At 46.6% G+C, this 19,371-nt stretch carries 16 protein-coding genes; 14 read left to right on the top strand and 2 right to left on the bottom strand.

Features of this window, described 5'->3' with window-relative positions:
- Positions 1 to 124: 124 nt before the first annotated feature.
- From DWV34_RS09540 to DWV34_RS09530, 3 genes are read left to right on the top strand one after another with little or no spacing between them, the layout of a single operon-like run.
- Complete coding sequence (locus tag DWV34_RS09540; RefSeq protein ID WP_009289089.1) at positions 125 to 1,603, top strand: FAD-dependent oxidoreductase; 1,479 nt, start codon at positions 125 to 127, stop codon at positions 1,601 to 1,603.
- A complete protein-coding gene (locus tag DWV34_RS09535; RefSeq protein WP_006566558.1) occupies positions 1,560 to 2,486 on the top strand; it encodes a tocopherol cyclase family protein in 927 nt (308 codons plus the stop codon). Before DWV34_RS09540 ends, DWV34_RS09535 begins: the two co-directional genes overlap by 44 nt.
- Positions 2,483 to 2,935: an NADH-quinone oxidoreductase subunit NuoE family protein gene (locus DWV34_RS09530; RefSeq protein WP_009289088.1), complete on the top strand. Its 453-nt coding sequence runs from the start codon at positions 2,483 to 2,485 to the stop codon at positions 2,933 to 2,935. Before DWV34_RS09535 ends, DWV34_RS09530 begins: the two co-directional genes overlap by 4 nt.
- Here the strand turns inward: DWV34_RS09530 and DWV34_RS09525 are convergent.
- A complete protein-coding gene (locus tag DWV34_RS09525; protein WP_009289087.1) occupies positions 2,918 to 4,957 on the bottom strand; it encodes a thioredoxin domain-containing protein in 2,040 nt (679 codons plus the stop codon). The two genes, DWV34_RS09530 and DWV34_RS09525, sit on opposite strands and share 18 nt — an antisense overlap.
- Before the next feature lie 290 nt (positions 4,958 to 5,247).
- Between DWV34_RS09525 and DWV34_RS09520 the strand changes: the two genes are divergently transcribed.
- The 9 genes from DWV34_RS09520 (at position 5,248) to DWV34_RS09480 (ending at position 16,470) form a co-directional block, all read left to right on the top strand.
- On the top strand, positions 5,248 to 5,892 hold the full coding sequence (locus DWV34_RS09520; RefSeq protein ID WP_009289086.1) for a DNA-3-methyladenine glycosylase family protein: 645 nt from the start codon (positions 5,248 to 5,250) through the stop codon (positions 5,890 to 5,892).
- A gap of 95 nt (positions 5,893 to 5,987) precedes the next feature.
- Positions 5,988 to 6,695, top strand: coding sequence for a response regulator transcription factor (locus DWV34_RS09515; RefSeq protein WP_022260876.1), 708 nt, complete (start codon positions 5,988 to 5,990; stop codon positions 6,693 to 6,695).
- Positions 6,667 to 8,805 carry a sensor histidine kinase gene (locus tag DWV34_RS09510; RefSeq protein WP_118476135.1) on the top strand — a complete coding sequence of 713 codons (2,139 nt, stop codon included), beginning with the start codon at positions 6,667 to 6,669 and terminating at the stop codon, positions 8,803 to 8,805. The genes DWV34_RS09515 and DWV34_RS09510 overlap by 29 nt, the downstream gene beginning before the upstream one ends.
- Positions 8,806 to 8,885: 80 nt before the next feature.
- Positions 8,886 to 10,082 carry a glycoside hydrolase family 3 protein gene (locus tag DWV34_RS09505; RefSeq protein WP_022260878.1) on the top strand — a complete coding sequence of 399 codons (1,197 nt, stop codon included), beginning with the start codon at positions 8,886 to 8,888 and terminating at the stop codon, positions 10,080 to 10,082.
- A gap of 138 nt (positions 10,083 to 10,220) precedes the next feature.
- On the top strand, positions 10,221 to 10,925 hold the full coding sequence (gene purC / locus DWV34_RS09500) for a phosphoribosylaminoimidazolesuccinocarboxamide synthase (RefSeq protein WP_006566550.1): 705 nt from the start codon (positions 10,221 to 10,223) through the stop codon (positions 10,923 to 10,925).
- A gap of 24 nt (positions 10,926 to 10,949) precedes the next feature.
- Positions 10,950 to 12,377 (top strand): amidophosphoribosyltransferase, encoded by a 1,428-nt coding sequence (gene purF / locus DWV34_RS09495; protein ID WP_009289082.1) that lies wholly within the window; start codon positions 10,950 to 10,952, stop codon positions 12,375 to 12,377.
- Between the two features lie 12 nt (positions 12,378 to 12,389).
- On the top strand, positions 12,390 to 13,820 hold the full coding sequence (gene purB / locus DWV34_RS09490) for an adenylosuccinate lyase (RefSeq protein WP_006566548.1): 1,431 nt from the start codon (positions 12,390 to 12,392) through the stop codon (positions 13,818 to 13,820).
- A gap of 59 nt (positions 13,821 to 13,879) precedes the next feature.
- Positions 13,880 to 14,794, top strand: coding sequence for a diacylglycerol/lipid kinase family protein (locus DWV34_RS09485; RefSeq protein ID WP_009289081.1), 915 nt, complete (start codon positions 13,880 to 13,882; stop codon positions 14,792 to 14,794).
- 71 nt (positions 14,795 to 14,865) lie between these two features.
- Entirely contained in the window at positions 14,866 to 16,470 is a 1,605-nt protein-coding gene (locus tag DWV34_RS09480) for an amidohydrolase (protein ID WP_118476133.1), read from the top strand.
- Here DWV34_RS09480 and DWV34_RS09475 read toward each other — a convergent pair.
- Entirely contained in the window at positions 16,467 to 17,546 is a 1,080-nt protein-coding gene (locus DWV34_RS09475) for a LacI family DNA-binding transcriptional regulator (RefSeq protein ID WP_118476131.1), read from the bottom strand. The genes DWV34_RS09480 and DWV34_RS09475 overlap by 4 nt on opposite strands.
- Positions 17,547 to 17,876: 330 nt before the next feature.
- On the opposite strand from DWV34_RS09475, the gene fsa reads away from it, so the two are divergent.
- Together fsa and DWV34_RS09465 are read left to right on the top strand one after the other, a co-directional pair.
- Positions 17,877 to 18,530 carry a fructose-6-phosphate aldolase gene (gene fsa / locus DWV34_RS09470; RefSeq protein ID WP_009289078.1) on the top strand — a complete coding sequence of 218 codons (654 nt, stop codon included), beginning with the start codon at positions 17,877 to 17,879 and terminating at the stop codon, positions 18,528 to 18,530.
- 18 nt (positions 18,531 to 18,548) lie between these two features.
- The gene (locus DWV34_RS09465) at positions 18,549 to 19,370 is read left to right on the top strand and encodes a transketolase (RefSeq protein ID WP_009289077.1); all 822 of its coding nucleotides are present in this window, start codon (positions 18,549 to 18,551) and stop codon (positions 19,368 to 19,370) included.
- The last annotated feature ends 1 nt before the right edge of the window (position 19,371 follow it).

Here is a 19,371-nt window from a genome sequence, read left to right as displayed (position 1 = left end):
CAGAAAGGGAAAGTCAAGAGAAAATTAGCACTCGATTAATATGAGTGCTAACAATTCTGCCGTGAATAGTCCTGATTGATTTGAGCCATCCTAAAAAGAAAAATAAATGAAGGGAGGGATTTTAGTGGATACAATTTGGGAAAAGACTGTGGATATGCCTTCTTTCCCGCCTTTTCAGGGGAGAAAAAAAGTTGAAACTGCAGTGATCGGCGGAGGCATGGCCGGGATTCTGACAGCGTATCTCTTGTCATTGGAGGGTAGAGAGGTTCTCGTTTTGGAGGCAGACAGGATCGGCAGCGGACAGACAAAGGGGACTACGGCAAAAATTACAGTTTCCCATGGTCTTATCTACCAAAAGCTGATCCGTGAAGTCGGAAAGGAACAGGCCAGGCAGTATGCGCTGATGAACCAGGCTGCGGTGAGAAAATACAGGGAGCTGATCAAGGATCATCAGATCGACTGTGATTTTAAAGAGTGTTCCTCCTATTTATATTCCAAATATCAGGAGGAGGCGCTGAAGGAAGAAGTCCGCGCGGCACAGTCATTAGGACTTCCGGCCGATTATACGTCACAGACAGAACTTCCATTTTCCGTGAAAGGGGCGGTCAGGTATACCGGACAGGCCAGATTCCATCCGCTGAAATTCTTAAAAGCAGCGGCGGAAGGGCTGGAGATATATGAACAGACCCTTGTCACAGACGTGGAAGGAAATAAAATTATCATGGACCAGGGAACTGTTGAGGCGGAGAATATCGTCTTTACGACCCATTATCCCATCATGAACCGGCCCGGATATTATTTTCTGCGGATGCATCAGGAAAGGAGCTATGTTCTGGCTCTCACGGGAACCGATCATATAGAAAATATGTATCTGGGAGTCGATCCAAATGACGGCCTGTCGTTCCGGTCTTACGGGCCATATTTATTATTTGGCGGCGGCGGTCACAGGACGGGAGAGAATCTTTTGGGAGGGCAGTATCAGATGCTTGAGTCTAATGCCCGACAGTATTGGGAAAACTGCCGGGTGGAAAGCGCCTGGTCCGCACAGGACTGTATGACCATTGATTCCATTCCGTACATTGGATATTACTCTTTTTCAAAGACGGGATGGTATGTGGCATCAGGATTTAAAAAGTGGGGAATGAGTTCTTCCATGGCATCGGCTCTTTTGATTACAGATTATATTATTGAAAAGAAGAATGCCTTTGCCCATGTTTTTTCACCTCAGAGGCTTCATCTGAAAGCTTCAGCCAAACCGCTGGCAAAAGAGGGGATGGAGACTGCCAGGAACTTTGTGCTGGAGAGAATGAAGATTCCGGATGAAGCGGCAGCGCATCTTAAAAAGGGACAGGGCGGCGTGATCGAATACGAAGGGAAAAAGGCCGGGGGATACAGAGACGAAAAAGGAAGTGTTCACGTGGTTTCTCTGACCTGTCCGCATCTGGGGTGCATCCTTAAATGGAATCCGGAGGAATTAAGCTGGGACTGTCCATGTCATGGTTCCAGATTTGACTATAAAGGAAATTTGATTGACAATCCAGCAAAGGAGGATTTAACACATGAAAAACCCGAATGCATTTCAGGGTACAAAAAGAAAGAATAATTATTTTGAAGGATGGTATTTAAAACACCAGAAAGGGGATCAGATGTTTTCGGTCATACCGGCTTATCATATTGACCGGGAAGGAAATGCATTTTCATCCCTTCAGGTGATTACAAAGGAACAGTCATGGTATTTTTCATGGAAGGCAGAGGCTTTCTGTGGTTCGAAACAGAAGTTTCATGTGGTCCTGGACACGGGAAGAGGAGAGGGTCCAGCAAGCATTTTCTCTGAGCGGGGGATTCTTCTCAATATCCATGAGGAAGGACTGAGCCTTGAGGGGAGGATCATTTATAAAAATATTCATCCTCTTTCTTCCGATATTATGGGGCCGTTCCGGTATGTGCCCGGAATGCAGTGCCGCCATGGAATCATCAGTATGCGGCATCAGCTTTTCGGAGAACTCACTTTGAACGGATATAAAATGAACTTTGATCAGGGGACAGGATACATTGAAAAGGACTGGGGCGGATCTTTTCCGGATGCCTACCTATGGTCCCAGAGCATATTTCCCGACAGCGGAAAGAACAGCCTGATGCTGGCGGCGGCAAAAATACCGATTGCAGGTCTTCATTTCGATGGCGTGCTGGCGGCGCTTCATTTATACGGAAAAGAATATAAGATGGGTACTTACCTGGGCGCTAAGGTAAAGACAGACTGGAAATCCAGAATCATCATCCGTCAGGGAGATTTAAAACTCCGGGCCCAGCTGCTTTCGGGAGAGGGAAATGAGCTTCTTGCGCCGGAACACGGGGCAATGGACCGGAGGATCAGAGAAAGTCTCTGCTGCAGAGTGAGATATACTTTTTGGGACCGGAAACTGAAAGTTCTCGATATGATCACAGACAGGGGAAGTTTTGAACAGAGCATAAAGGAGAAGTCATGAATCCGCATGTCGATGAGATCCTGAGGTTTTATGAGAGGCAGGGAAAGCCCGCGGGACAGGAAGAGATTCTTTCTGCTCTCCGGGAGATCCAGGAGGTGCTGGGATGCATCCCGAAAGCAGTACAGGAAGAAGCTGCCCTGCGGCTTGGAGTCAAGCCGTCCTTTCTGGCCGCGTTCGTAAAAAAGTATCCCGGCTTCAAGGAAGTTTCAGAAAAATATGAGGTTAAGGTCTGCACCGGCCCGTCCTGCGGGGCAGGAAAAGCCCTTGAAATATTGAGGGCTGTGGAAGCTGCCGGTGAGGAGAAAGAACGGGACCAGGGGATCTCCATTAAAATTGTGAAAGGCAGGTGTACCCGGCGATGCGGCAAAGGCCCTAATCTTATAATCAATGGGGTACTTCACCATCACATGACGCCGGACCAGGCGGCCGGGTTAATCCGCCGCCTGTAAGAGTGTTTCCAGGCTTTCTGCGTCAAAGACCGGGGCCTGACATGCTCCTCCCCGACAGAGGTAGCAGGATGTTTTATCAGCAAGAACCGGATATTCTTTCGTGAACGGAGCAATGGCAGCCAGTGTATCTTTGTTTTGTTCTGTTTTGACCAGCACGGTGAAGTCGTTCATCTGAGGTTTGGAGAGCAGTTCCATGAATTTTTTGGGAAGGCTCTCTTTTTTTGTTGTGATGACCAGCTGTCTGGACGGATGAAACTGGGAAGACAGCACGGACAGAGCATAACAGTAAGCAGAAGGATGGACAGACAGCTCGGGGGAAAAATAAGAAAAAGTCTGATCCATGCAGTCTCTGTATATGGATTTTCCGGTTATTTTAGACAGGATAAAGAGTACATGGAGGGCAGCGGAGTTGCCGGAAGGCATGGCGCCGTCATAGAGTTCTTTCGGTTTTAAGATCAGGGCCTCGCTTTCGCTGGAATAGAGGAAAAAACCGCCGTGTTCCCGGTCAAAAAACAGAGAGATCATGAGATCTGCCGCCTGTACCGCCTTTTCAAGATATTCTTCCAGAAATGTAGAGCGGTAGAGGGAAAGCATGGACAGAGAATAAAAAGCATAGTCCTCCAGCTGGCCGTCGTAAGCCGCTTCACCGTCACACCACCGGAGAAACAGACGACCGTCATCTTTCCTTAAATGTTTGTCGAGGAAAGATTCTGCCTTCTGAGCGGCAGCAAGGAACTTCTCCCGCCCGAAGATCCGGGATGCCTTTGTAAGGGCAGAGATCATCAGACAGTTCCAGGAAGTCAGGATCTTTTTGTCTGTGGACAGGCTGGTCCGTTTTTTTCGGTAAAGATAAAGGGTCCTTTTCATCCTTTTCAGACCCTCGTGGTCATTCGGGAATGGAGACTGCTTGAGCAGATTCGGGATGCTTTTGCCTTCAAAATTTCCCCGGTCCGTAATATCATAGAGGGAGCAGAAAAGGCTGCCGTTTTCTTCTCCCAGAACGTGAAGGACTTCATCTCTGGTAAAAGTATAGTATTTTCCTTCTTCTCCTTCGCTGTCAGCGTCCTGGCTGCAGTAAAAGCCTCCATCGGGATGAGAAAGTTCATTCAAGACGCAGGATACGACGGCGTCGGCGATTTCCGGGAAGAGAGGATTCTCACAGCACGCGTAAGCTTCCGCATATGCCTCTAATAACAGTGCGTTGTCATACAGCATTTTCTCAAAATGGGGCACAAGCCAGCGGTCATCGGTAGAATAGCGGGAAAAGCCGCCTCCGATGTGGTCAAAGATCCCTCCCCGGTACATGCGAAGAAGTGTGTGCTCTGCCATAGCCAGGCTGTCTTTGTCACCGCACAGCTTGTATTGCTGAATCAGAAACAGCAGCACTGCCGGAGTCGGAAATTTGGGCGCCGTGCCGAACCCACCGTTGACGTTGTCAAAGGATGCATTAAGATCTGCCAGGGCCTGAGCCGGGACATCTTCTGACAGGGAAACAGTTTCTGACGGTCTTTGGTCTGTATTCAGGTGGTCTGTGATCTCATTTCCGATCTTTAAAAGGCGTTCCCGGTCCTGTTTCCATAAGAGAGAGATCCGGGGCAGCAGGTCCATGAGGCCTGTCAGATGGTATCGGGAAGTCTTAGGCAGATAAGTGGCTGCAAAAAACGGTTTCTGGTCAGGTGTCATAAAAACAGACATGGGCCAGCCTCCGGAACCGGTCATTGCCTGGCAGACAGACATATAGACGGAATCAATGTCCGGGCGTTCTTCCCGGTCTACTTTAATAGAAATAAAATGCTTGTTTAAAAGCTCTGCTACCTCATGGTCTTCGAAAGATTCCTCCTCCATTACATGGCACCAATGACAGGAGGCATAGCCGATACTCAAAAAAACAGGCTTGTCTTCTGCCCTGGCTTTTTCAAAAGCTTCGGAACCCCATGGATACCAGCGCACTGGATTATGAGCGTGCTGGAGCAGATAGGGTGATTTTTCATGGATTAAAAGATTTGGTTCAAAAATAGACATAAAAACTCCTTTCCAAGTAAGTGTGAGTTTTTCTCCACTATCTCCAGTCAGCTCTTGAAATGCTTCCTTATGATAGTGAAGAAAAACTATTGCAGAATGTTGCCTCCTGTTTGAAGAATTCTTTATCCAGCAGACATTATCTCCATTTTCTACATGATTGGAGTGAGGCATTCTAAGAGCCGAACGGAAATCATGTGGAAAATGTGATGCCTTTAGAATATGCAGTTCCTTTTTGTTTCATCCGGCTCAGGTTCTGTTATAATAGAAAGAAGAATAAAGGAGAAAAATTCATGGAATATTTTAAATACGGAGAACAGGAAATCGGGTACTTAAAATCGAGGGACCCGGTCCTGGGACAGGCTATTGACCGGATCGGATTTATAAAAAGAGAGGTTCACACAGAATTGTTTGCGGCGCTTGTGAATTCCATCGTGGGACAGCAGATCTCCACGAAGGCCCAGGAGACAGTCTGGAGGAGGATAAAAGACGGACTTTCGGATGTCACTCCCGAAAAGGTGGGGGAGTGTACAGAAGAAGAACTTCAAAGCTTTGGGATTTCTTTCAGGAAAGCAGGGTACATAAAAGCTGCTGCTGACAGAATTCTGAGCGGCAGTCTGGACCTTGAGGGCCTGAAAGAGGCCGGGGATGAACAGGTCAAGAAGGAGCTTACAAAACTGCCCGGAGTCGGGGTATGGACGGCGGAGATGCTGATGACATTTTCCATGCAGCGGCCGGATATCGTAAGCTATTCTGATCTGGCGATCCAGAGAGGGATGAGAATGCTTTACCATCACAGAACCATTACTCCCAAGTTATTTGCAAAATACGCGGGGCGGTACAGCCCCTATGGAACTGTGGCCAGCCTTTATCTGTGGGCTGTGGCAGGAGGTGCACTCCCGGAACTTAAAGACTATGCGCCGAAGAAAAAGAAATAAAACAACGATTGTAAGATTTTTTTCAGAATTGTATTCAATGAAATCTCAGAATTGGATGATACACTGTGGTTATCAAGAAAAAGAGGAGGAAGACTATGGCACAGCCCAAGATTTTAGTAGTAGATGATGACAAAGAGATTGTGGGAGCGATCAAAAAGCGTCTGGAACTGGAAGGATATGATGTAGTTCCAGCTTATAACGGCCTGGAGGCTCTGGATGTGCTCGTGGAGCAGGATATCCAGCTTCTGATCATTGACATAATGATGCCGGGTATGGACGGATTATCTGCTACCATGAAGATCCGGGAGAGTAAAAATATTCCGATCATCATCCTGTCTGCTAAGACGGAGGAGAGCGATAAGATCTTAGGACTTTCCATGGGGGCGGACGATTATGTCAGCAAACCTTTCCGGCCGGATGAGCTGATTGCAAGGGTAAAATCCCAGCTTCGCAGATATTTACAGCTCGGCAGCAAAGCGGCAGGGCCGGAAGATAAGAACCGGCTGATCCTTGGCGGATTGACGCTGGACCTGGACGGCAAATGCATTTATGTGGACGGGGAACCGGTGAAAGTCACAGCAACTGAGTTTAAAATTCTGAATTTGCTGATGAGGCATCCGGGCAGAGTTTTTTCCGCCGAAGAAATCTATGAAAGAGTCTGGGAAGAAGCGGCGTATGCAACAGAAAACACAGTGATGGTTCATATTCGGAGGATCCGTGAAAAGATTGAGATTGATCCGAAGAACCCAAAATATTTAAAGGTGGTATGGGGAATTGGATACAAAATGGAAAAAATGGATTAACAGCGGACTGATCGCTGCGGTGATCATCGCCATGGTGGGCGGAGTGCTGTTCGGCATCTATCAGATGCACACCATGGATAATTATAATGACGGACTGGATTTCACAACGATCAAAAAAGGTGAGCGGATGGAAGACTCCGATTACTATGTGCACGCCGTCCAGAGGATTTTAAACAAATGGGTGAAAGCGAATAATCTGATGGATCAGAATTATGATGATGTTGAATCAGAACTTCCGTCCAACCTTGAAAACGAGATTTTTGTAAAGGCAAAACTTACGATTCAGCCCTACGGCAAAAAAGCCGTGACGAAAGAATACGGTGCCGATGCCAAGACAGCAAGAAAACCTGTATTTAAGAAAAAGATCGTGATCAACAGAAACGATACGCTGGGGTATGGATTGAATCCCAACAAAAGCATAAGAGCAAAATATTCAAGCAATGCAAATATGGATGAGGCTTATTATGATTCCGAAGATAATACGATGTCACCGTCGGATTTTTACAATATCAGCGGAAACTCTATGAACAGGGGAAGCCTTTCCCTGCCACAGACATTTTTCATTGACGATGCAAAACAGCAGAGGCTGGAATCAGCAGTGATCGAAGTAGGCTTTTACGATGGGTATTATAACGCGCTGAATAAACACTATAAGACATTTCCTGATGTGAGGAAAGAAATGATGATCAAGCTGTCCATCTTATTGGGAGCAGAGGTATTGGGACTGCTTGCCCTGTCCGTGCTGTTTGCACTTCAGAAAAGCCGCGCACGCTTTTTTGAGAATATGGACCGTATCTGGTATGAGGTGATCCTATGCGTCATTGGCTTCGGCCTGTTCATGGGAACAGGAACAGTGGCGGCTGCATCCATCGGTGCTCTTCAGCAGGAAGAACTGATACCGATTATGACATTTGCGGGGATCGTACTGCTGATGATCGGGCTTGTACTTTCTGTCTGCCTGCAGACAACGGTCTGGCGCCTCAAGGAAGGGACATTTTTAGAACACACACTTTGTGTGGGTACGGCCCGGAGGTGGTACCGCAGGAACAGGCAGAGACGGGTGGCCGAAAAAGAAGCTCTGGAGTTTGCAGACCGTCTGGCTGTGGAACGGCTTTCGATCTACCGAAAAGGAAAATACCTCATGCTTGCAATTTTCTTTGCAGGGCTGTTTATGATCGGCTGGTCGCCTCTTCTGGCAGTAATCGCGCTCTGTGTCGGTGTACTTGGCATGAAATATCTGGGAGAACATTTTGATGAGGTTGCGAGACAGCAGAGGGATCTCGGAAAACTGATCCGGCAGATTGAAAGGATCTCTGAAGGAGATCTGAAAGCCGATGCAGACATACCGAAGGAATCCCTGTATTATAACGCGTCGAAACAGCTGAGCAACATCGGAAGCGGCCTGGACAAATCCCTCCAGGACCAGATGAAAGGGGAACGCATGAAGATCGACCTGATCACAAATGTATCCCATGATCTGAAAACGCCGCTCACGTCGATCATCAGCTATGTGGATCTTCTTGCAAGAGATGATTCACTTTCTCCTGAGGCGAGGGATTATGTGACCATATTGAATCAGAAAACAGAGAGACTGAAAAATACGATCGCTGATCTGTTTGAACTTGCAAAATCCACCAGCGGTGAGGCCAAGGTTACATTGGAGCCGATGGATCTTAAAAAACTGATGGAACAGACTCTGGAGGATATGAGCGATCAGATCAGAGAGTCCGGCTTTAAAGTGAAATTTCAGTGTGATGCAGAGCATACGAAATTTAAGGGGGATGTGAACCGCATGTACCGGGTAGTGCAGAATATACTGGAAAATGCACTGAAGTATTCCCTGAAAGGTACAAGGATTTTTGCCACGATCTCAAATCAGGGCAGCAGAGTCTGCCTGACGGTCCAGAATACGTCCGGTTATGAAATGGACTTTACGGAGGAGGAGATCATGGAGCGCTTTTACAGAGGAGAAAAATCCAGGACCAGTGAAGGAAACGGCCTGGGACTCTCGATCGCAGACAGCTTTACTGCAAACTGCAGGGGAGAATTTAAGATCGAGATCGACGGAGATCAGTTTAAGGCTATGATCCTGTTCCCGATCCTTCCGTAGGACACAAAGTTTTAAATGTAAGGACAATGACAGAAGTGCCATTCCATGCTATAATAACTTCATTGAAGAAAGGAATTTCTATGATGAAAAGACGTATTACATGCATGCTGCTGGCACTCTGTCTTTTGTTATGCGGGTGCAACATTGACGGCAAAAAGGACTATACAAAAACAGAAGATCTGGACGAGGCTACCCTTCAGGGCATGGCAAAGGATATCACGAAGGAGATGACACTGAAACAGAAGATCGGACAGCTCTTTATGGTATCCATGTACTCTCTAGACAGTTCGGGCAGCAAGAATCAGACAAAGGTTACAGCTTCCATGAAAAAGGCTATGAAGAAATATCCTGTGGGCGGGATTCTTCTGTTTTCAAAAAATGTAGATTCTGAGAAGCAATTAAAGCAGCTTACGAAGGATTTTCAAAGCGCTTCCTATGTACCGCTGTTTATAGCGGCTGATGAAGAGGGAGGCACTGTCTCGAGGATTGCCTCAAAGCTGCCGGACGCAGTCAGCCAGTATCCTGACGCCAAAGAAATCGGGGAGACCTACACAGACAAGCAGATCGCCAAGATGGGGAAGGAGCAGAGCAGACAGCTCAAGGCTCTTGGCATCAATATGAATCTGGCCCCTGTGGCTGATGTTCTCTCAAATGAGAACAACACTGAGGTTGGAAACCGGGCCTTTGGCTCTGATGCCAAGGAAGTGGCATCCATCGTTAAGACACTGGTGAAAAGTATGCAGAAGCAGCAGTTTTCTGCGACATTAAAACATTTTCCGGGAAGCGGCGACGCTCTTGGAGATACTCACAGAGGGGCAGTGGAGACGAAGCAGTCTATCCAGGAGCTGAGGAAAAAAGAGTTTCTTCCATTTGAAAGCGGTATGGATGCAGACGCTGACGCAGTCATGGTTTCCCACCTGATCCTTACCAATGTAACGGATGAAAAGGAGCCGTGCAGTTTAAGCGAGCGGGTAATATCGGACATTTTAAGAGATGAATTGGAATATGACGGTCTGATCCTGACCGACGCTATGAATATGAATTCCATCACAGATAACTATACTTCAGGAGAGGCTGCGGTGAAGGCGGTAAAGGCAGGCGTAAATATTGTCGTTATGCCGGAGAATCTGGGACAGGCGTTTAAGGCCGTGAGAAAGGCTGTAAAAAATGGGGAGATCAAGGAATCTGTCATAGATAAAGCTGTGAGAAGGATCATTTACACGAAGCTGAAAAGGGGCGTGATACCGCCGGATACCAACCTTCTTGAGGATGACTAATAATTTTTTTGTTTGTCGAAAAATAAAAATCAGTGCAGTAGAAAATATTGCACTGGTTTTTTATATGTGATACTATTTGTGAGGAAGCCTCCGGTTTGAGGCAATGCAGCAAAAGCAGAAGAATAAAGGAGATAAGACATGGAGAAACAGGAATTATTATATGAAGGAAAGGCAAAGAAAGTATTTACAACAGAAGATCCGGATTTATTAATTGTCGACTATAAAGATGATGCGACAGCGTTCAACGGAGAGAAAAAAGGAACGATTATCGGAAAAGGTGTTGTAAATAACCGCATGTCCAACTACATGTTCAAGATGCTGGAAGAAAAAGGTGTTCCGACTCACTATGTACAGGAACTCAGCGATCGTGAAACCGTTGTAAAAAAGGTAGAGATCGTACCTTTGGAAGTGATTATCCGCAACGTGGCGGCAGGAAGCTTTTCTAAAAGACTTGGAATTGAAGAAGGGTTTGAATTGTTAGAGCCAACCCTTGAGTTCAGCTACAAAGATGATGATCTTGGAGATCCATTGATTAACGAATATTTTGCTTATGCTATCGGTATTTCCAACCGCAAAGAAGTAGAACGTATCACAGAGTATGCATTTAAAGTAAACGAGGCATTGATTGAGGAATTTAAGAAGATAGGCATTAAACTGGTTGACTTTAAGATTGAATTCGGCCGTTATAAAGATGAGATCATCTTAGCAGATGAGATTTCTCCGGACACATGCCGTCTTTGGGATTTAGAGACAAACCAGAAATTAGACAAAGACCGTTTCCGCAGAGATTTAGGGGACGTGGAAGAGGCATACGAAGAAGTATACAGAAGACTTGGCTTATAATTTATTCTTAAGAGAGGCTTGAAAATGGACATAGAACGTTTTGACAAGTTAGGAGAAGAGTGCGGCGTCTTCGGAGTCTATGATTTTGACGGCAATGACGTGGCTTCTACAATTTATTATGGTTTATTTGCGCTTCAGCACCGGGGACAGGAGAGCTGCGGAATCGCGGTTTCCGATACCAACGGTCCGAAAGGGAAGGTTTCTTCCAGAAAAGGTATGGGACTATGTAATGAAGTCTTTACTCAGGAATCGTTAGGCGAACTGAAAGGCGATATTGGTGTCGGCCATGTCAGATATTCTACTGCAGGACAGAGCTGTCCCGAGAATGCGCAGCCGCTCGTATTAAATTATGTCAAAGGTACTCTGGGACTGGCCCACAATGGTAATCTGATCAATGCGCTGGAGTTAAGGCATGAACTGGAATATTCCGGGGCTATTTTTCAGACAACCATAGATTCTGAAGTGATCGCTTATCATATTGCCCGGGAGAGGGTCAATACCCACAGCGTGGAAGACGCAGTGGCAAAGGCCATCCGCAAGATAAAGGGCGCATACTCTCTTGTGGTGATGTCTCCAAGAAAGCTCATCGGGGCAAGAGATCCATATGGCTTTAAGCCGCTCTGCATCGGAAAGAGAGATAATGCCTACATCCTGGCATCTGAGACCTGTGCTCTGGATACGGTAGGGGCTGAGTTCGTCCGGGATGTGGAGCCGGGTGAGATCGTTACGATCACAAAAGACGGCATTCAGTCAGACTGCAGTATGTGCCTTCCAAAGGGAGAAGCCGCCAGATGTGTTTTTGAATACATCTATTTTGCGCGGCCGGACAGCTGTATTGACGGAGTCAGCGTGTACCAGTCAAGGCTTCAGGCGGGAAAGTATCTGGCGATTGATTCACCGGTGGATGCGGACATCGTTGTGGGTGTGCCGGAATCCGGCAATGCCGCTGCACTGGGCTACTCTCTGGAATCGGGAATTCCTTATGGAACAGCTTTTGTGAAAAATACTTATGTGGGACGGACATTTATTAAACCGAAACAGAGCAGCCGGGAGTCCAGCGTGCAGGTTAAGCTGAATGTCTTAAAAGAATCTGTGAGAGGAAAGAGAGTCATCATGATCGACGACTCTATCGTCCGGGGTACAACCAGCGACCGGATCATCTCCATGCTCAGAGAGGCGGGAGCCAGTGAGGTCCACGTAAGGATCAGTTCACCGCCTTTCTTATGGCCGTGTTATTTCGGGACCGATGTTCCTGCCAGAGAGCAGCTGATCGCGTATAACCGAAGCATTGATGAAATTTGTGATCTGATCGGAGCGGACAGCCTGGGCTACTTAAAGACTGAGAGATTGGAACAGCTCTCTGAGGGGCTGCCGATCTGCAAAGGCTGTTTTACGGGAGAATATCCGATGGAACCGCCGAAGGATAATATCCGCGGAGATTACGACAAATAAGGAGAAGAATTCATGAACGATAAATATCAGAGCCCCTTATCCGAACGATATGCCAGCAAAGAGATGCAGTATATCTTTTCACCGGATATGAAGTTTAAAACATGGAGGAAACTGTGGATCGCACTGGCCGAAGTGGAAAAGGAACTGGGACTTTCTATTACACAGGAGCAGATTGACGAGCTGAAAGAACATGCAGAAGACATTAACTATGATGTCGCAAAAGAGCGTGAGAAATTAGTCCGTCATGATGTGATGTCCCATGTCTATGCCTATGGACAGCAGTGTCCTAACGCTAAAGGCATTATCCACCTGGGAGCCACCTCCTGCTATGTCGGAGACAATACAGACATTATCATCATGACAGAGGCATTAAAGCTTGTGAAGAAAAAGCTTGTGAATGTGATCGCCGAGCTTTCCAAGTTTGCTCTGGAATACAAGGACCTTCCGACCCTTGGCTTTACCCATTTTCAGCCGGCACAGCCGACTACAGTTGGGAAACGGGCAAGCCTCTGGCTGATGGATCTTGTGTATGATCTGGAGGATCTTGACCATGTCATTGACAATATGCGTCTTCTCGGGTCCAAGGGAACGACCGGGACTCAGGCAAGCTTTTTGGAACTGTTTGAGGGTGACCATGAGACGATCAAAAAGATCGACGGCATGATTGCCGAAAAAATGGGATATGAGAAGTGCCAGCCGGTATCCGGCCAGACCTATTCAAGGAAGATTGATTCCAGAGTGCTGAACGTTTTAAGCGGCATCGCACAGTCTGCACACAAGTTCTCCAATGATATCCGCCTCCTTCAGCATTTGAAAGAGGTAGAGGAGCCGTTTGAGAAGAACCAGATCGGATCTTCTGCTATGGCATACAAGAGAAATCCGATGAGAAGCGAACGTATGGCTTCCCTGGCTGACTATGTGATCTCCGATGCCATGAATCCTGCGCTCGTAGCTTCTACCCAGTGGTTTGAGAGGACTCTGGACGATTCTGCCAATAAGCGTCTTTCTGTACCGGAAGGATTCCTTGCAATTGACGGCATCCTGGATCTGTACCTGAACGTCGTGGATGGTCTGGTCGTTTATCCTAAGGTTATTGAAAGCCGTCTTATGAAAGAACTTCCGTTTATGGCAACGGAAAATATCATGATGGACGCAGCAAAAGCAGGCGGAGACCGCCAGGAACTTCATGAGAAGATCCGTGTACATTCTATGGCGGCCGGAAAAGTGGTCAAAGAAGAAGGGAAAGAAAACGACCTGTTGGAGAGGATTGCGAACGATCCTTCCTTCGGAATGACGATGGAACAGCTGGAAGCGATCATGGAACCGAAAAACTTCGTGGGACGTGCACCACAGCAGACAGAGGAATTTGTCAGCGAAGTCATTCAGCCGATCCTGGATGAAAATAAAGAAATGCTCGGAATGACAGCCGAGATCACGGTATAATATTTATTTGATGGAAAGCTCCTTTAAAAAGGGGCTTTCTCTGCTTATAGGGGATGATGATGTATTATTTTATTGTAAATCCAAACGCAGGTTCCAGAAAAGGAATGCGCTGCTGGGAGGAGATCAAGACATATCTGCTGGAAGAAGGGATCGTATTCCGTGAACTCCTGACAAAAGGAGAAGGTGATGCCGCGAGATTTGCAGAGCGGATCACGGAGAAAGGCAGGCCGGATGTGATTGTAGCGGTGGGCGGCGACGGGACACTTCATGAGACGGTTTCGGGAATGAAGAAAGGAACAGAGGCGAAGCTTGCTTTCATTCCCGCAGGGTCCGGCAATGACTTTGCCAGGGGGATGGGGTATTCAAAAGACCCGAAAGAGAGACTCAGGAGCATCTTAGCAGATGAGAACGGGGCCGTGATCAATGTGGGGAGCACTTTTGCTCCCGATGCCTCCGGGTGTTTCCTCGTCAGCTCCGGGATAGGATATGACGCACGGGTCTGCCATATGGTCAATCACGCAAAGACAAAAAAGCTGATGAACCGGCTCCACATGGGAAAACTGACTTATCTGGGGATCGGTCTTCGCGGCCTGTTTGCGGCTGAACTGTTTGAGATGCGGCTGGTTCTTGATGATTCCAGAGAAGAAATATTTCACGATGTGCTGTTTACATCGGTCCATAACCTGCCTTATGAGGGCGGGGGCCTGAAATTTTCACCGGATGCCCGGCCGGATGACGGTTTTCTGAATCTGTGTATTGTGGCAGGCATATCAAAGGCAAAGATGATTCGTCTGCTGTCCAGAGTACCCGGAGGAAAGCATATTGGCTGTCCGGGTGTTTACAGTTTCCGCTGCCGGAAGGCAGAATTTTTTATGGAGAAACCTCAGTTTTTTCATATGGACGGAGAAGTACCGGGGCAGTCATGCCACGTGACGGCAGAAATCGGCTCTGAAAATTTGCAGATTTTGGGCTGAACGGAGGAGTAAAATTGTTCCCATCTGTAAATCCTAACAAGGTCAATGATTTACAGAGAGGAAGGGATCAGATGGACAAGATATACTATAATGGGGATATTCTTACTATGGAAGACACCCGGACAGAGCCGGAGGCAGTTTTGATATCGGACGGCATCATTGCGTTCACAGGAAGCCTGAAAGAAGCAGTGAGGGCTGCACATCAGCCGGAGATGACAGATCTTAACGGGAAGACCCTGATGCCGGCATTTATAGACGGACACAGTCATATTTCTCTTGTGGCCCAATTTTCACAGTTTGCTGATTTGTCCGGATGCGAAAGCTTCGCAGACATCAAAATGCGCCTGACTGCATTCCAGAAGGAAAAGAAGATTGGAGACGGCGGTGCTGTCATAGGTGTGGGTTATGACCACAATTTTCTGGATGAAAAGAAGCATCCGGATAAAAACGTATTGGATGAAGTTTCTGATCAAATACCGGTATTTGTGCTGCATGCGTCCGGGCATATGGGGGTCGGAAATTCCGTTTTGTTAAAAGAGGCAGGGATCGATGCGTCGACACCGGATATGGAAGGTTCCAGATTCGGCAGGATACCGGGATCTATGGAACCGGACGGATATGCGGAAGAGACGAAGGCACTGAACCTGCTTTTGGCCCGGGTGTACGCAAAGATTCCAAGGGACCCGAAAGCACAGATAGAGAAAGCCCAGGAGCTTTACCTGTCCCATGGAATTACTACGATCCAGGACGGTGCGGCATCCGGACAGGATGTGGAGGCTTTGTTTGAGGCCGCAAAAGAAGGGCTGCTGAAAGCAGACGTTGTTTCTTATGTCCTCGTCGGAGAAGAACCGGAAAAGCTGGAGCAGGAATATGCAGGGCTTAAAAAAGCATACTGGAATCACATGAAACTGGGCGGCCGGAAAGTGATCCTGGACGGATCTCCACAGGGAAAGACCGCATGGCTGTCGAAACCATATGCAGGAGAAGAAGAATACCGGGGATATCCGGCAATGGAACAGGAGAAAGTACAGACATATATCCGGAATGCCATAGAAAGCGGTGTGCAGATCCTCGCCCACTGCAACGGAGACGCGGCTTCCCAGCAGTGGATCGACAGTTTTGAGAACGCTATGGAACAGTGCGGTGTCTCAAAAGAAGATGATTTGAGGCCGGTCATGATCCACTGCCAGACCGTGCGGAAAGATCAGCTTCTCAGGATGAAAACTATCGGTATGATCCCGTCTATGTTTGTAGACCATGTTTACTACTGGGGTGACATTCATTTAAGGAATCTGGGAGAAGAAAGGGCAGAAGCCATAAGTCCTGCCAAGTCTGCATTTGAGCAGGGGCTTTGTGTGAATTTTCATCAGGACTCTCCGGTCGTCCCTCCGGATATGCTGCATACAGTCTGGTGCGCAGTAAACCGGTTGACAAGGGAGGGAAAGATCCTTGGAGAGGAAGAACGGGTCAATGTCTGCGAGGCACTGAAAGCCGTGACAATCAACGGGGCCTATGCTTATTTTGAAGAAGACAAAAAAGGGAGTATCGCTGAAGGAAAACTTGCAGACCTTGTGATCCTCGATCGGAATCCGCTGAAAACGCCTGTATCAGAACTGAAAGATATCAAGGTGACGGAGACACTGAAGGAGGGAGAAACTGTGTACCCTAAATGCTAGGTGTTTCTGGCTTTTCCGGTGCTTTTTCGTTTGACGATGAATGGTTCAAATTCCAGTTTTGTCACGAAGCTTCTGGGTTTATTCTTGGATTTGGATTCTCTGTGCCGCACAATAATATCTACGGCTTCTCTTCCTTTGGCCTCGATGGAATGTTCCACGGAAGTCAGGGAGATCCTGCGCATGTCTGCCATAGGAATGTTATCAAAGCCGCAGACAGAAAAATCACTGGGCACTTTATACTTCATGTCAAAAAGAGCATCAAGAATACCCAGGGCAACCATGTCGTTGTAGGCTACAAACGCAGTGGAATCCGTCCCCTCCGTGAGGATTTCTTTGGTGAGATTAAAGCCGCAGGAATATTCCAGCATATTGGGAGAGAGCGTATTATATTCTCCGGTTGAAACAGAGCGGCAGGTCACGTTTTCCGGATCAAAGCCATGTTCATAAAAGGCTTTTTTCAGACCTTCGTAGCGCTTGGAACGGGAACGCTCGATCGTGCTCATCGGCGTGGACACATAAGTGATCTTCCGGTGTCCAAGGGAGAGCAGATGCTCTGCCACCAGATAAGCCGGTTTGGTGCTGCTGACATGGATGGAGTCAAACATGATGTCGTCGTTTTTGTCTCCAATATTGATGACAGGAATGTTTTTGGACATGTCGTTTACATCTTCAAGCCATGACGTCGGATATAGATATACAATGCCTGCCGCATCAAAATCCTGGATCATATTCAGGTAAAACTGCTCCGTGTTGGGATTTCTCAGGGTAGGGGCGACGAAGGTGACATATCCATAATCGTGGGCGCGCTCTGTGATGGAATGTACAAGGATCGAGTAATAATGGTTGGACAAAAATGGACACATAATAACGATGACTTTGGAAAGACCCGCGGGCTGAGCAGCCTTTTTTTTCTTTTTTTCATATCCAAGTTCTTTTGCCGCGTTTAATACTTTGATCCTTGTCTCTTCAGAAAAGGATACATTGCTCTTCTGATTTAGAATCATGGATACGGCAGACTGGGAAACATTTGCGTATTTTGCAACATCTTTTGTAGTGATCTTTTTCTTTGAAGCCATAAACCCTCCTAATCAAAAAAATATTTATTAATTAATATTCATTAATATTATAATAAAATATTACTAATAAAGCTATAAAATATTAATTTTTGTAAAAAATCATCACATCAACGGAATAGGAAAAACTGATAAAACCTAGGTTTTTTTTTGACAATAGATCTGGTATACAATAATCACAAAAGAAAGGTTATTAATAAACCGTAAAATTATTAATAAATTCACGGGAAATCGCATAAACACTGGGGTTTAGGAGTTTGACAAACCGGGGGGATCCATGGTTAAATGATACCAGAGCAAAAGTGCAGCAATTCATTTTAGGAGGAAGATAATATGAGATTTTTTTTAGACACAGCAGATGTAGAAGACATCAAAAAAGCAAATGACATGGGAGTGATCTGCGGAGTGACAACAAATCCGTCACTGATCGCTAAATCCGGAAGACAGTTTGAAGATGTCATTAAAGAAATCACTTCTATTGTAGATGGAGCCATCAGCGGGGAAGTCAAAGCGACTACTACAGATGCAGAAGGAATGATCAAAGAGGGAAGAGAAATCGCAAAGATCCATCCGAACATGGTAGTTAAGATTCCTACAACAGTAGAAGGGTTAAAGGCTACAAAAGTATTATCTTCTGAGGGAGTTAAGACGAATCTGACTCTTGTATTTAATCCGACACAGGCATTGCTTGCAGCCAGAGCAGGTGCTACATATGTTTCTCCGTTCTTAGGAAGATTAGATGATATCTCTCAGAACGGTTTAGACCTGATCGCTGATATCGTTGAGATTTTTGAGGCAGGCGGAATCGATACACAGATCATCTGTGCTAGTGTCCGCAACCCGATCCACGTAATTGAGTGTGCAAAAATGGGTGCGGATATCGCTACTGTACCTTACAATGTCATTGAGCAGATGATGAACCATCCTCTGACGGACCAGGGAATCGCAAAATTCCAGGCAGACTATAAAGCAGTATTTGGAGAATAAGAAAGGTTGGGAGAAAAAATGACAGTGGCAGAATTACAAAAAACAGCCAATGAGATCCGAAAAGGGATCATAAAAGCGACACACGCTGCAAAATCCGGACATCCGGGCGGATCCTTATCATCCGCAGACATGTTTGCATATTTATATTTTGAAGAAATGAACATTGATCCGGAAAATCCGAAGATGGAAGACAGAGACCGTTTCGTGCTGTCCAAGGGACATGTAGCACCTGGACTTTACTCTACTCTTGCAGAGAGAGGATTTTTCCCAAAAGAAGATTTACTCACACTGCGTCATATTGATTCTTATTTACAGGGACATCCTGATATGAAGAAAATCCCTGGTGTTGATATGTCCAGCGGATCATTGGGACAGGGAATCTCTGCAGCAGTGGGAATGGCTGTAGCTGCGAAATTAAAAGGAAAGGACTACCGTACCTACACACTGCTTGGTGACGGGGAGATCCAGGAGGGACAAGTTTGGGAAGCTGCCATGAGCGCAGGCTTCAGAAAGCTTGACAATCTTGTTGTCATCGTAGACAACAACGGCCTTCAGATTGACGGAAATATTGACGATGTTTGTTCACCATATCCGATCGATGCAAAATTTGAAGCATTCAACTTCAATGTGATCAATATCGACGGACATAACTTTGACGAGATTGCCGACGCACTGAAAAAAGCAAAAGAGTGCAAAGGAAAACCGACGGCGATCATTATGAAGACGGTCAAAGGAAAAGGTGTTTCCTTTATGGAAAATCAGGTCGGATGGCATGGTTCTGCTCCGAATGATGAACAATGTGAACAGGCATTGAATGAATTAGAGAAGGTGGGATGTTAAG

The organism is Anaerostipes sp. AF04-45, from assembly GCF_003461725.1.
GTDB lineage: Bacteria > Bacillota > Clostridia > Lachnospirales > Lachnospiraceae > Anaerostipes > Anaerostipes caccae.
This window is presented reverse-complemented; position numbering and strand designations above follow the sequence as displayed.